Source organism: Lacibacter luteus (assembly GCF_004118265.1).
GTDB classification, from domain to species: domain Bacteria; phylum Bacteroidota; class Bacteroidia; order Chitinophagales; family Chitinophagaceae; genus Lacibacter; species Lacibacter luteus.
The window spans coordinates 206,068-220,174 of record NZ_SDHW01000001.1; the positions used below are offsets into that span (position 1 = coordinate 206,068).

14 protein-coding genes are annotated in these 14,107 nt (G+C 39.2%); 3 read left to right on the forward strand and 11 right to left on the reverse strand.

The window, feature by feature from the left end; all coding sequences use genetic code 11:
* Window positions 1-84: 84 nt before the first annotated feature.
* The 4 genes from ESA94_RS00870 to ESA94_RS00885 form a co-directional block, all read right to left on the reverse strand.
* Window positions 85-663: a hypothetical protein gene (locus ESA94_RS00870; protein WP_129128972.1), complete on the reverse strand. Its 579-nt coding sequence runs from the start codon at window positions 661-663 to the stop codon at window positions 85-87.
* Between the two features lie 12 nt (window positions 664-675).
* Entirely contained in the window at window positions 676-1,536 is an 861-nt protein-coding gene (locus ESA94_RS00875) for a PD-(D/E)XK nuclease family protein (RefSeq protein WP_129128973.1), read from the reverse strand.
* A gap of 161 nt (window positions 1,537-1,697) precedes the next feature.
* Window positions 1,698-2,252 carry a HEPN family nuclease gene (locus ESA94_RS00880; protein ID WP_129128974.1) on the reverse strand — a complete coding sequence of 185 codons (555 nt, stop codon included), beginning with the start codon at window positions 2,250-2,252 and terminating at the stop codon, window positions 1,698-1,700.
* A gap of 290 nt (window positions 2,253-2,542) precedes the next feature.
* On the reverse strand, window positions 2,543-2,962 hold the full coding sequence (locus tag ESA94_RS00885) for a hypothetical protein (RefSeq protein WP_129128975.1): 420 nt from the start codon (window positions 2,960-2,962) through the stop codon (window positions 2,543-2,545).
* A 127-nt stretch (window positions 2,963-3,089) separates the two neighbouring features.
* Between ESA94_RS00885 and ESA94_RS00890 the strand changes: the two genes are divergently transcribed.
* Window positions 3,090-3,719, forward strand: a complete 630-nt coding sequence (locus ESA94_RS00890) for an NAD(P)-dependent oxidoreductase (protein ID WP_129128976.1) — start codon at window positions 3,090-3,092, stop codon at window positions 3,717-3,719.
* 86 nt (window positions 3,720-3,805) lie between these two features.
* Here the strand turns inward: ESA94_RS00890 and ESA94_RS00895 are convergent, their stop codons facing one another.
* Entirely contained in the window at window positions 3,806-4,546 is a 741-nt protein-coding gene (locus ESA94_RS00895) for a TrmH family RNA methyltransferase (RefSeq protein WP_129128977.1), read from the reverse strand.
* Between the two features lie 61 nt (window positions 4,547-4,607).
* On the opposite strand from ESA94_RS00895, the gene ESA94_RS00900 reads away from it, so the two are divergent.
* On the forward strand, window positions 4,608-7,061 hold the full coding sequence (locus ESA94_RS00900; protein ID WP_164972584.1) for a BamA/TamA family outer membrane protein: 2,454 nt from the start codon (window positions 4,608-4,610) through the stop codon (window positions 7,059-7,061).
* Window positions 7,062-7,190: 129 nt separating this feature from the next.
* On the opposite strand, the gene truB is transcribed toward ESA94_RS00900, so the two are convergent.
* On the reverse strand, window positions 7,191-7,898 hold the full coding sequence (truB, locus tag ESA94_RS00905) for a tRNA pseudouridine(55) synthase TruB (RefSeq protein WP_129128979.1): 708 nt from the start codon (window positions 7,896-7,898) through the stop codon (window positions 7,191-7,193).
* Window positions 7,899-8,105: 207 nt separating this feature from the next.
* On the opposite strand from truB, the gene ESA94_RS00910 reads away from it, so the two are divergent.
* Window positions 8,106-8,660, forward strand: coding sequence for a lysozyme inhibitor LprI family protein (locus tag ESA94_RS00910; RefSeq protein WP_129128980.1), 555 nt, complete (start codon window positions 8,106-8,108; stop codon window positions 8,658-8,660).
* A 46-nt stretch (window positions 8,661-8,706) separates the two neighbouring features.
* Here ESA94_RS00910 and ESA94_RS00915 read toward each other — a convergent pair whose 3' ends face one another.
* From ESA94_RS00915 to ESA94_RS00935, 5 genes are all read right to left on the reverse strand, one after another.
* Window positions 8,707-10,086, reverse strand: a complete 1,380-nt coding sequence (locus ESA94_RS00915) for a DUF58 domain-containing protein (protein ID WP_129128981.1) — start codon at window positions 10,084-10,086, stop codon at window positions 8,707-8,709.
* A 1-nt stretch (window position 10,087) separates the two neighbouring features.
* Window positions 10,088-11,065 carry an AAA family ATPase gene (locus ESA94_RS00920; RefSeq protein WP_129128982.1) on the reverse strand — a complete coding sequence of 326 codons (978 nt, stop codon included), beginning with the start codon at window positions 11,063-11,065 and terminating at the stop codon, window positions 10,088-10,090.
* A gap of 6 nt (window positions 11,066-11,071) precedes the next feature.
* Window positions 11,072-12,196 carry a DUF4350 domain-containing protein gene (locus ESA94_RS00925; protein WP_129128983.1) on the reverse strand — a complete coding sequence of 375 codons (1,125 nt, stop codon included), beginning with the start codon at window positions 12,194-12,196 and terminating at the stop codon, window positions 11,072-11,074.
* An 86-nt stretch (window positions 12,197-12,282) separates the two neighbouring features.
* Complete coding sequence (locus ESA94_RS00930) at window positions 12,283-13,077, reverse strand: DUF4129 domain-containing protein (protein ID WP_129128984.1); 795 nt, start codon at window positions 13,075-13,077, stop codon at window positions 12,283-12,285.
* Window positions 13,074-14,081 (reverse strand): stage II sporulation protein M, encoded by a 1,008-nt coding sequence (locus ESA94_RS00935; protein ID WP_129128985.1) that lies wholly within the window; start codon window positions 14,079-14,081, stop codon window positions 13,074-13,076. The genes ESA94_RS00930 and ESA94_RS00935 overlap by 4 nt, the downstream gene beginning before the upstream one ends.
* Between the last annotated feature and the right edge of the window lie 26 nt (window positions 14,082-14,107).

Below are 14,107 nucleotides of genomic sequence, written 5' to 3' on the forward strand. Positions count from 1 at the left end.
ATTATACCAAGCCAATTACAGTTCAGCTAAATCTTAAAAAAAAATTCTTCTTGGTTTTTACACAGTTCATGTTGGTATAGGCTTTTACTTTTTGGCAATCCTGTTTAGGTCTGCAAAAAGCCCCGTAATATTTTCGTTCTTTCTTATTTTGTTTACTTTTTCTAAAAGTTGGTCTGAAAATTTTTCTGATTCATTCCCTGCAAACCATCCTAACTTGTCGTTATCAAAGTGACCATTGAAAGGACTGTCAAAATCAAAATTTCCATATTCAACTAATTTCCAATCACCTGAAAAAACTTCATCTGGTCTAAAAACTGACATAACTATAGAATAAGTATCAGTATTCAATAGTTCTGTTATTTTTTGAGAATTAAATACGTTTGGATTTACCCATAGTCCAATACGATTTCCAAACATCCATATACAAAATGACTCTCTGCCAAATTCAGTCAAATACCATCTGAAATCCCAGGAATTCCAACTTGAAAATGACCAACCGTTTACAACGTCTTCTTCACAAAATCGTTTTGTTACGAGGGTTTTCATTTTTTGATACCATTGATTTCTTATTTCATCTTTACTACTTGAAAGTTCTAAAAATGAGTTCCATTTGTCTGCTGTGTCAAACATCAGCATTGCTTGGTGTATTAATTCTTTTTGCATTTTAATATATAGTTATTGCCAAAATTCAATGTATTGCTTGATATATTCTTTAAGTCTATGATTTTCTTTTGGAATGTCGTTATAAGTTTCGCTCAACCAGCTATTAATTTCATTACTAAACTTCCAAATTTTTGTTTCAAGAGGCATTATGGTTGGCAAACTTGTATCCCAATTGTTTGGTCTTAATGTTGTGTTTTCGCTTGGTTGTTTCCAATCAGCAGGGGTTAAGAATACTACTTGATATTTTTCAGGATGATGTTTAGAGTAATCATTTTCCCTATGTCTGTTTGGGTAGTATATTTCACGATACCAATATCTATAAAGTTGATTAGGCTGGTCACCAGCATAGTTGGATTTATTTTCAATTACTATTACACTGTGTGGGTGTTGTCGCTTTATCAAAACATCAATTCTTCCTTTTTCAGCGGTAATTGTCCATTGACCTTGCTCTGGAAATTCAATGCCTAATTTTTGTAAAAATGAAAGAAGAAATAAATTGCCTTGTCCGTGTTCAGAATTAGGATTTAATATGTTAGCAAGCAAAAAACTGTGCATTGGTTCATTGATACTAAATAATTTCAAAACGTTGAAGTCGCAGGAAGTCTCTTTATTTTTTTGTTCAGCTTTTTTTTCAATTAGCTGAAATTTGTCAAGCAGTTCTTTGTTTTCATTAATTACTCTGTTCTTAGTTTGAAGTTTAATATGTGAGTAGGCTTTAATTATTTTTTTAAGAGATGTGTCTAATTTATTTGATTTGAAAGGTTGATTTATTATTTGGTGATATTCATTTAAACGTTTTGCAGTAATAACATTTTTTTGAGTTGACAAAACCTCAAGTAATTTGTCTGCTAATTGAGTGTCTATTGTTGTCATACATTTAGTTATTGAAGCGGGTTTTGTCAGCTTACGCCCAACGTTGAGGGTATTGCCGAAGGCGGGGCGTTTCAGCACTACTGTTGATTTGAAAAACTAAAGCTCGGTTAAGCACAAAAGTTTCATAGAGGCACGTCACCCCCGCTTTTGGCAATACCTTGTTAGCGGCTGGTTTTTTTCTTCTCATTTGTCGGTTTATGTTTTGTCAAGTAGTCGTCAGCAATTTTTAGAGCTAAACTTTTTAATTGGTCAACAGTGAAAATAATTTCAAAGTCTCTTTCTTCGTTGTATGTATTCCAAAGTTTTACACCAACCCATTTGTTGGCTTCATTTATACCTTCAATGTTTTGATGTGCAATACCATTTCTCAATTTATTTATAAACCAAAATTTGTCCTGAGATTTTAGGTCGGACTTATGCCCAATTTTAGTTTCTATTTTTTCAACTCTTTCATCTGTCAAGTCTTCTGAATGTCTTTTCTTAATTATGAAACCAACTTTGTCTGGGAGTAGTGAAATAAAGGCATGGTCTATTTTGCCATTAAATGTCAATTTTGATTTTTTCTCATTTTCTGAAACATTTACAATGAGGCCCAACAAACAGTTAAGTAAAAATGTTACTTCCTTGTCTTTGCTCTTAAAGTCAGCAAAGTTGTCGTTGAGCAATTCTTTTGTTCTGGTTACAAAATCAATCTTATAGTTTTTAATCTCACTCATTTATTTACTTTTTCTATGTCCAATAAAACGCTTTCCGGATTAGGTTAGCACTGTCTTCTAAACTTGCCGCTAACACATAAATGTACGCACCTTCTTGTTTAAATAACCATTCATTTGCAACCTGCTTTTCACCAAATCAACAGGCAGAAAAAAGCGGCACAGACTTTTGTTCATCCATTATCTGTTACACGAGTATCGCCTTCGTAAAAGTTTCATTAAATGGATTAAAGCATTTCGTTCATTGGTCAGGCGACCAACTAAGGGTTAACGACCAACGAAGGCCTGAAAGGTTATCCCTTCCCTTTCTTTTTGGTTGATGCTTTAGGTCTGTTGTTGATCTGTTGCAACAACGAATCATTCACGGGTGCATCAAGTTGCTCATCTTTTTTCTTCACCCATATCGTAATGCTTTTGCGTACTGCAGGTTCCTGTTTCAAACTCACTTCAACAACAATACTGTCGTAAGGAAAAGTCCAGTCGAGCCAGACTGTATTTCGTTCTAGCTTGCCGGCACTTACTTTAAAGTTGAGTTGTTCGGCAGTTAGCGGCATGTATTTGCCGTTACTCAGTTTGGCATCTACATTAATATAATTCCAGGAACCTTTCTTTAAACTGTCGGTGTACAGATTAAAAAACAGGCTGTCGATCTTCTGTGCTTTAACAACAGAAAACAAACAAAGGAACAGCAATGAACAAAGTACCTGCTTCAAGCAACTGAATTTACCTGCAAAGATTGTAAAAACCGCAATGTGGTTGGCTGTTAAATAAAATTAACAGGCCATCGCCACAGAATTTTATTCGTGTTCCTGTTGTAATTTGTACAACAAACAGTACAACATGAAACTCATCGTATTTGGCGCAACCGGACAAGTTGGAGTGCAAGTGGTGAAACAGGCTTTGTGGCGTGGACACGAAGTAAAAGCATATGGCCGCAATGTGCATCAATTGGCAGACGGAGACCCGAAGCTGCAGTTGATTAAAGGTGCTTTGTTTGATGAAGCTGAAGTGTATGATGCAATAAAAGGATGCGATGCGGTAATCAGTGTTATCGGCGGAGCATTTGATGGCGCCGATAAATCCCGTTCCTTAGGTATGAAAAACATTATTAAACAAATGACAAAAGCTGCTGTGCGCAGAATTGTTGCATTGGGGGGCATGGGTATTTTAAATGCAGATGAAAAGGGTTTGCTCATCGATCAGAAAGATTATCCGCAGGAATATTTACCCGTTGGCAACGAACATCGCAAAGCTTATGAATACTTAAACGCTTCCTCGCTCGATTGGACATTTGTGTGCAGTCCGGATATTATCAATGATGGCCCAACCGGAAACTATATTACCGGCAAAGACTATCCGCCGCAACCGAATTTATACCGCATCAACGCAGGCGATCTTGCCCAGTTTATGCTCACCGAACTTGAAGAGAATGCTTATGTAAAAAGCAGAGTTGGCATATCAGCTATTTAACAGAATGGCAGCGTATATTGATAAAACTGATTTTCACTGATTTTAAAAATCTGCGTAAATCTTTTTGATCCCTGTCATCTGTGACTCTATTTTCCTCTCTTCAACTCCCACAAAAAGATACTTGTAGCTATTGCTGCGTTCAACGATTCAGCCTCACCAAAACGTGGAATCATTAATGCATCTGTAAGCATTGGAATGACTTCTTCCCTAATGCCATTTGCTTCGTTGCCAATTACTAAGATGCCACCGCCTGGAAATTTATACGATGCTAATTCGGTACCCCCCAATACGGCACCAACAACAGGTACTTGCTGCTGGCTGAGAAAAGAAGTCAGTTCAGCTTCATGTACTGCAACCCGCATAATGCTGCCCATGGTAGCCTGTATTACTTTGGGGTTGTAGATGTCTGCACAATCGGGCGAACAAACAATGTGTTTAATGCCAAACCAGTCGGCAAGGCGGATGATGGTGCCCATATTTCCCGGATCACGGATGGCATCGAGTACCAGTGTCCATTCTGTTGAAGAAGGGCTCCACTCCTGTTGCGGAAAATAATGTACAAGCGCAAGTGCCTGGTTAGGGGTTTGCTGTTGCGAAATACGCTCCAACTCTTCGTTACTGATAACAAAATGTTGTTGAATCGTTTTTGCTTCAGCACAATTGGTATAAAAGGTTTCGGTAGCGAATAAACGCACTATTTGCGTTGCATACTGCTGTACCAACTCAGCAACCATCTTACTTCCTTCTACCAAAAACAGCCTTTCTTCGTCCCTTCTTTTTTTGTGGCCTAAACTTTGGATATATTTGACTTCGTTTTTACTGAGCATTGATCATCTTTTTATGCAATTAACCCGGGCAGTTATTACCATATTAGTCAGCTTCATTGCAATGCAGTTATTTGTTTCCTGTGCTGCATTTAAAAAACCAACCCGGCGTCAATATACCAAAGTAAAGAAATATCCCATAGATAAGCCCTTTGTTTATTACAACGAGATAAAGGTTGTAAACGATAAGCTGAGCAAAGATGAGAAAACAGTTTTGGGTGATGGGTTGCGCACACAACTCGACGATAGTTTACAAACAGTGGTAAAGGAGTCGTTTGTATTTTTTAAGAAGCTTGAATCGCCTGCAGTTTACGATACGGCTTATGCTGTTAACAGTGCCCGTAACATGGAGATCTATTTAAAGACAGAAGGTTACTATAACGGCAAGGTTAATTACGAATTATTTCCTTTCGATACCATCTACAAAGGAGATCCTGAAAAGGAACAGATACGTGTGGCAACTAAATTTATTGCCAACACCGGGCCTGTATTCCGTATTGATTCCATTGCCATTATTCCAAACGATTCGGGACGTAATTACCTGTTGCCTTTGCAGGAACTTTCGAATCGCAATCTGTCGCAAAGTTTGCTGAAAAAAGGAAAACCTTTTTCTGAGCAGTTGGTATCGGGAGAAATGAATCGCCTGGTTGAACTGTTCCGTAACAATGGTTATTACAATTTCAGCAGGGATGCTATTTATGCAGATGTTGATACTGTTTTTTTGGCACTGCTCGATCCTTTGCTGGCCTTAGACCCTATCCGCCAGTTTGAAGTTTTCCAGGAAGCACAGGAACGTAGAAAGAATCCGGTTATCAATGTGTACATCCGCACAAAACCTAATCTGAACCCTTCTGTTTTTCAGCAATTCACCAATAACAAAATTGTTGTTTATCCCGAATTTAAAGGTGGTGATAAGTCTGATTCCATCCCCTATATCGATAGCGTTCGAAACAGTATTATTGTTCGCTTTCACGAAGGAAAATATAAACCGTCATTTATCCGTCGCAATTTGAAATTGCGGACAGACAGTTTGTACAGTGCACTCAAGGTTAGCCAAACTGCCGAAGAGTTAAACAAATTAAATGTGTGGCAGGTTATCCGTATTCAGCCAAAACTTTCAACAGAAGATTCAGCAAAAATTGATTACGATATTTTGTTGATTCCTTACAAACGATACACGTTCAGTACTAACCTCGAAGGTGTGTTTAATCAACCATTAAACCAGTTAACAGGTGCGGGTAACCTTGTGGGTTTAGGTGTAAACTTTGGCTTGCAGGATCGCAACATTGCAAAACAGGGTATTCAAATGACCAATACACTTCGTACTGGTATTGAGTTTGGCTTACCTCCTATTAATGCAGGTTTGCAGGCAACAGAATTAACCTTCAGCAATTCCATTACATGGCCACGTATACCGGATAAGTTGTTTACACGTAAAAGCCGGCGTTGGCTAAATCGCAAAACATTCTTAACGTCCAATATCTCCATCATCGATAGAAATATTAACAAGAATGGATCGTTTGCGTTAACCACGGTAAGCTCAACATTTGGCTGGCAGTTTCAAACGCCTAAGAATGCGTTGTGGCGTGTTAGTCCGTTGAATGTTGAATATGTAAACCTTTACGATATTTCCACCAACTTCCAGGAACAGCTGAATAATAATCCGTTTTTACGTAACTCTTTTAACCAGGGTTTTGTATTAGGTGTTGTAAATGTTGGGTATAAGCAACCATTCCGTATTAAAAAGCACGACAATCATACTGCTGCACTGCGTGTAAATTTTGAAGAGTCGGGTGCATTGTTTGGCCGCTTTAAAAAATCGGTGAAGTTGTTCGATGAACAATTGTTTGAGTATGTAAAAGCCGATGCAGAGTTTCGTTATGCTATTACTAATCCTGCACGAAACAGGGAATTGGTTTTTCGTGGAGCTGTTGGCGCAGGTTATTTGTACGATAATGATACTTCGAACATGCCGTTCTTTAAACAGTTTGCAGGTGGTGGCCCTAATAGTATGCGTGCATGGCCTTTACGAAGTTTAGGTCCGGGTGCAAGCCGTAACGATCCACGTACAGGTCGTAACCAGTTCTTCAGTCGCTCGGGCGATATGCTTATTGAAGGAAACATTGAATACCGTTACAATATCTGGAGCATATGGCCCAACACACTTATTCTGCGTGGAGCACTCTTTACCGATATCGGCAATGTCTGGAACTTCCGTAATCAAAGTAACAGAGGTAACGATACCGTTGTGTTTCAGTTAAAGAATCTGTACAGAGATTTGAGTGTAAGTGTTGGAACCGGTTTCCGTTTGGATTTTGTTGGCCTTTTCCTGATACGTGTTGATGTTGGTTACCGCTTAAAAAACCCTGCTTATCCTTTTGTACTTACCAACGATGGATGGCGTATTCCTAAATTCAGTGATGCTGCAAATCTTTTCAACGGTTCGGAAGCTGCCAGAAACTGGCGTTACGAAAACATGAATATTTCGTTGGGCATTGGCTTGCCGTTCCAGTTCTGATGATGAGTAATGAATGATGAGAGCGGTAAAATCCTGAGCGATTTGCTCACGGTAACTATGTGAGGGAAAATACAATGGTAAGCATTGCTCATTGATTCACTTGTTCGCTAAAATTTCTGAATGCACTTATTATTCATCATTCATCATTCCCGCCTTCACTTCTTTTATCCACGCCAATGTTTCAGGTAATGTTCTTGCATGTTCGGTTGTAAACTCGCCAATGCGTGTACGACGCAGGCTGCTGAGGTAAGCGCCACAACCCAATGCTTTTCCATAATCGTGGGCAAGACTACGGATATAGGTTCCTGTAGAACATACCACACGGAAATGCAAAACAGGTAATTCGATCTTTGTAATTTCAAAAGCTGCAATGTGTAAGGGCCTTGGTTCAAGCACTACATCCACTCCTTTTCTTGCCATTAAGTAAACAGGTTTACCATCACGCTTAATAGCCGAATGCGTTGGCGGCACCTGCATAATATCGCCAATAAATGGCTTTGTTGTTTCGTGAATGAGCTCTTCGGTTACAAACGAATAATCTTTCTCCTGTTCAGGCGTACTTTCAAGATCATACGTTGGTGTTACTGCACCAATGGTAAACGTACCGGTATATTCTTTTTCACGTGCCTGGTATTCGTTAATGCGTTTGGTAAACTTGCCCGTGCAGAGAATAAGCAAACCTGTAGCCAATGGATCAAGCGTGCCTGCATGTCCTACCTTTTTTATACGGATAGTACTGCGCACTTTTGCCACCACATCATGCGATGTCCATTCGAGTGGTTTATCAACTAAGATCACTTGCCCTTCGGTAAAAATAGTTTGCTCTTCCTGTTTCATGCGTGGGCAAAGGTAGGGAATGGAGAGCGATGCGTGAAGTTGAATGAGTAATCAGTTGTCCTTAGCCGTTTCCTGTTTATGGTTTATCGTTTTTGGTTCTTTATAACTTGAACCTTGTGTCTTATTCTTTGGTTTTTATATTTTGCGCATCGTCAGGAAGAGCAAAAAAATCAATAACTAATTCCATTAAATTTGGAAAAAAACCAAATGAAAAAACTTGGATTGATAGCCTTGTTCTTATTATTTTCTATTGTTGCTTTCTCTCAAAAAACAAAGGACCCTGTGGAAGTTACAGTTGCAATTGAAAAGAAAATCGCAAGCGATATTGCAAAAGAAGCTGATGTGCTAAAAGCTAAATTAATCAAGGACAATGATCATGAATATAGTATCGAATTTGAATTAGATACGTTTCGAGTGCACCGTTACATGCAACTTTATATAAATTACGATTGGACAACTGCTGGAATGCGTATGGCTACTTATGAAGCGGCGGCAAAATATGATAGCTTGCTCAATAAATATTATAAAAGACTGATGGACGTTCTCAAACCGGAGGATAAGAAAGCACTTATTGCTGCACAAAAAGCGTGGCTTACTTTTCGGGATAACGAACGGAAACTGATCGACGTTATTGGTAAAGACGAATATTCTGGCGGCGGTACAATACAACAATTGATTGATGCCTCTGAATATTTAGATCTTATTGAAAAAAGAACAATTACTCTTTTTCAACATTACATGCGGGCAACACAAAGTTATTAGTGTGGGTGCTTTTTACTTCGTACCTCGTAGCTCCAACCTCGTACTTCTATATCGCCTGCCTTGTCTTTATTTCAATGTATTTATTAATCGTATTGACGGTTACATTTTCCGGTGCAGAAAGAATACTGAGAATGCCTGCATGTTGCAGCTCCTTTACAATGAGTTGTTTTTCGTGCATGAATTTACCGGCGATGGTTTTTACATACAGATCTTCAAGGTCGTTCACATCCTGCATGCTTACTGTTTTTAATTCGGTGTTTTCGAAAAACACAACCAGTAGCAAATGGTATTTTGCAATACGTTTGAGGTATTGCATCTGTCGTTGCATACCCGTTAACGATTCGAAGTTGGTAAAGAGAATAATTAAGCTGCGTTGTTTGATGGTTGCACGGATACGTGTGTAAAGCAATTCAAAATCCGATTCAAGAAAAGCAGTTTGCTGATTGTACAAAAGCTGCAACACTTTTTCCAGCTGCACCGGTTTACGATCGGCAGCCAACATAGAACCTGCTTTGTTACTGAAGGTCATTAATCCAAACTTGTCCTGTTTATTCAACGCAACATTACACATTACAAGACTTGCATTAATGGCATGATCGAGTAAGGTCAATCCCTGGAAAGGCATTTTCATCAGGCGGCCTTTATCTACAATGCAATACACCTGCTGACTTTTCTCATCTGTGTACGAATTCACCATCAACGATCCTTTGCGTGCTGTTGCTTTCCAGTTTATATTCCGCACATCATCGCCCTGCACATATTCTTTTACCTGCTCAAACTCCATACTGTGGCCGATCTTTCGTAAACGTCTGTTGCCCGCTTCTTTTGTTTGCGCTGCTTCTGCATGTAACTGGTATTGCCGCATACGGATGAACGAAGGATAAACGGGAATCATTTCTTCGCTTGCTCCTGCAAACTTCCGTTCAACCAAACCTACTAACGAAGATGCAAAGAGTTGAACAACACCAAACTTATATTCACCTCTTTCCAACGGACGTACAACATAATGTTGCTCTTTGGTTTCGCCCGGTTTCAACGTAAGACTTAGTTTAAAGTTCCGTTGCTCAAACTGTTCGGGTAATTCATCAATCAGCTCTGCATGTATTCTAAACGGATATCGGTTGTGTATCGTAATTTTTATGGGATTATTATCACCATTACTCAAACGTTCGGGAACAATCCGTTCAACTACGGGTTTACGGTTGATGACAAATAAGAAAAACAGATCGGCTGCAAACAATGCCGTGAGTACAACAAAAAAGATGCGGGCTGCAGTTTCAATTTCGGGAATGAAAAATGCCACAAGGAACAGCACAGCAGCTATTGACAGCAACACATAAAAACGGTTGCTGAGGTACACTGTCTTTAGCACGTAGTGCGACAGTACATACAATAAACCTCCGGAAAGTAACAGCAGCCAGAACATATTAACGTGGTACCTCCAGCGATTTGATGATGCGGTCAATTAATTCGTCGGCAGTAAGTCCTTCCATTTCTTTTTCAGGTGTAAGAATAATGCGGTGACGTAATACATGCGGAGCCACTTCAATAATATCTTCGGGAGTAATAAAATCACGGCCACGCATTGCAGCAAATGCTTTCGATGCTTTAACAATTGCAAGCGATGCTCTTGGCGATGCTCCGAGAAACAAGGATGGATTATTTCTTGTTTCAAATACAATACGTGCAATAAACTCAAGCAATTTCTGATCAACAACAATTTTGCGGATGGTTTCCCTGTATTGTGCAATATCAGTTGCCGATAAAACTTTCTCCACTTCGTTCAACAGGTTTCTGTTATCGGCCTGGTGCTGATTGCTGAGAATGATCACCTCTTCTTCCAATGTTGGATAACCCACTTCTATTTTAAACAGGAAACGGTCGAGTTGTGCTTCGGGTAAACGATAAGTTCCTTCCTGGTCGATGGGATTTTGTGTTGCCAGTACCATAAACGGTGTATTCATCGTATAGGTTGTACCATCAACTGTAACCTGCCGTTCTTCCATTACTTCAAACAATGCCGATTGTGTTTTTGCCGGGGCACGGTTAATTTCATCAATCAACACAATGTTGCTGAACAACGGTCCAGCTTTAAACTGAAAGCTTGCTTCCTTCGGATTAAACACAGATGTACCCAATACATCGCTCGGCATCAGATCGGGCGTAAACTGTATGCGTGAAAAGCCTGCATCAATGAGCTTGGCCATCAGTTTAGCCGAAAGTGTTTTTGCAACGCCGGGTACGCCTTCAATAAGAATATGCCCGTCGGCTAAAATTCCTGCGATCATAAGTTCTACCATTTGCTCCTGCCCAACAATTACTTTTCCAACTGCTTCTCTTATAGTTGCAATAGCGTTATTGAGTTGCGACAAATCTGTACGTTGTTCAAAAAATGAATATTCCATGCCTGCTTATTTTAAAAATTGTTGCATTCTGTTATTGTATTCTAATAATTCCTGGTCAGAAACCTGCGGACTCTCCTGTAGTTGCTGCAAGAAGCGGAAAAAATCTTTCACTTCTATTTCTGCTACTCCGCTTTTTCTCGATAGCGACGACATAAACTCTGCATTGAGATGTGCCGTATTAAGATAATAATGCGTACGGATATACTCAAGGAAATAAGTCGTCATTTTATGCGCAATATTTACATTGTCTTTCTTTTGCAGGTACAAACGTCCGATTGTTTCAACAAATGAAATACTATCGTTACTGTTCACTGTTTTTATTGGAATAAAACGTTGCCTGCGTTTACTTGCAAACGCAACATAAAAAATGAGTAAGGCCATAGTAAGCAACAGCGCCCACTTCAGCATTTCGTGTTTCAGAAACACATCAAACATCGAAAAGCTTTCATTAGGTGTACTGCCAATGCGATAATAATCATCCCAGTATACCATTGTTCTTGACGATGGTAAATAAGCAAATGCTTCTTCAGCGTATCCTTTGTTCTGATTTTGCAGTAAAAAATAATTACTGAATGCTTCCGGGTTTAAATGCAGATAGATGCGCCCATTGCCATGTTGTAATGAAATATAGTTGGGAGAAGTTTCGTCGTTCTGACCAAGTACAACAGCTCCTTTCTCTTCGGGGCGAACAAAATGTGCATCGAACGGAAAATAAAAGAAATTGTATTGTTTTGGTTTTAACGAGTCGGTTCGTTTTACCGAAACTGCAGTGTAACGCATTGGGCCAGCCGTATCGGCCTTTTGCTGAAAAATACTTTTAACGGTGTAGTATTGCGGTTCAATATCTAATTTTTCGAGCAGCTGTTCATCAATATATTCTGCAGAAATAAAAACCTGGTTACCGTTGCTTACATAGTTCAGCAACAGTTCCACATCTTTTTCAACCATTAACACCCGTTTTGCAATAATTACATACAAACTGTTTCCACTTTCGTTATGAAAAGCAAATGTTTCGGAAAACGGTTTTGTCATTGTAAGTACAGTTGATTGTCTGTACCTGGTTGAAAGCATGCTGTATGCAACATAAGCACCAAACGGTTTCTTGCTTCTTTTCGAGTAGCTACGTGTCATGTCGGGCAGCTTTACTTTGTTTTTGCTTCCGCAGGATGTAAAAAAGAGAAGTGCTGAAAGGAAAAAGCCGTATCGTAGCAGTTTTATCAAAATTGTTTTACAGATTGGTTGAATAAATCAAAATCATTTTTTACCTGTTGGTATACCGTTGCATCAATTTCAAAATCGCCATACCATGCATATTCATAATGAAGAGTAATTCTGGAAAAACCATTTCGCAGTTGTGGTTTTGCAAGTTCACGAACATACTGATAGTTGGTTTTGTCGGGCGAAAGATGCAGCCAGTTGCGTTGACTGAGTTTGTTTAACGACTGCAGGTATAAATAACGAATGGCCAACCGGTAGTTTTGATCGCTCAGCGCCTGTTTTAATTGTTGATCGAGATATGCATCGTCGGTTAACTGCTCCTCCTCTACTTCTATCTGCTTGTTTTTGGTTGGTGATGTAAACAAACCTTTGTCGCTAAGGAAAACACGGTACAACACAAATAACAATGCTGCAATAAGAATGCCCCAGAGCAGAATTTGTAATACGCCTCCGATATTAACCGATGTACCTGTACTGTTGCTTACTTTTTTTTGTTGTTTGTTTAATTCTTCCTGCCTCAGTTTTAATAAACTGTCGAGGTTGTTTGCATAGCTGAAATCTTTTTCTCTGCGCAGATGATTGATGCTGTCTGCCGGGTAAAACCATTGTTGAAAAAGAAGTGTTGTATCGTAAACTCTTGTATCCTCAGTTGATTCTTCGTAATCTTCATCCTCCACCACAACTGATGTGTCAACAACAGGTGGGTTTACAACAACGGTATCATTCTCCTGCGCATTGATGTTGGCAGAAAACAGAAGAAAGAACAGTACCAGTAAAAACGAAGGATATCTCATGCGTTTAGTTTTTCTGCAAAGGCCGGATTGTTACGCAATTTTCTTTCTAAACGAATAGGATAAATAACAAAGTACCAAACAATGAACAGCAACGATACCGCCAGTATACTGATGCTTGCTGCTACTGGTAAAGAGGTATTGGTTGTTTTATCAAATGCATTAGAGCTTAAACGTGTAATATAACTTTCAAGAAAAGCTGCAAGAATGGTGATGGGTACAAGACTTACACAGATCTTCATCGCATCCTTCACTCCCCGTTTAAACGAAACCCAGCGGGAATAGGTGCCCGGAAATACAATGCTGCTGCCAAGTATAAAGCCGGCACAGGCTTCAATGATCATTCCTGAAATTTCGAGTGTACCATGTATCCAGATCACCAATACACTTTGCCAGCCTAAACCTTTTGCAAAGAACATGTATTGAAAACTGCCTACCATAATACTGTTCTGAAAGAAGAAATACAAGGTTCCGAATCCGAATGTGATACCGCTTACAACAATTAAAAAACCAACTTTGATATTGTTGAATGCAATACGTACCCACATCGAAAACCTGCTTTCATCGCTGTACACACCAAAAGGATCACCCTTTTCAATATTCTCTTCCGTCATGGCCACATAGTTCTCACCCAACACACCTTTTACAAAACCATCATCTTTCATCGAAGACAGTATAGCTATTGAACACAACAATGCAAATAAGAGAAACGTATACAAAAACATTTTGTGATACTTGCGGAACATCAACGGCAACTCATAACGCCAAAATGTAATGAGTCGGGAGAAGCGCTGTTTCTTATTTTGATAAATAGTTTGATAAATGCTTACCGCCAAACTGTTGATCCATTGTGTAACCTTACTGTGCGGATAAAACGTTTTGGAGTAACTCAGATCGTCGAGCAGGGTAATAAACCTTTCGGCCATCTGATCGGGGTCCTCGGTTTGCAGATATTGGTATTCGTTCCACTTCTGCGCATTTTTTTTAATAAAGAGTGCTTCTCTCATGGTGAGTCGGAAAATTGAAAATAGCA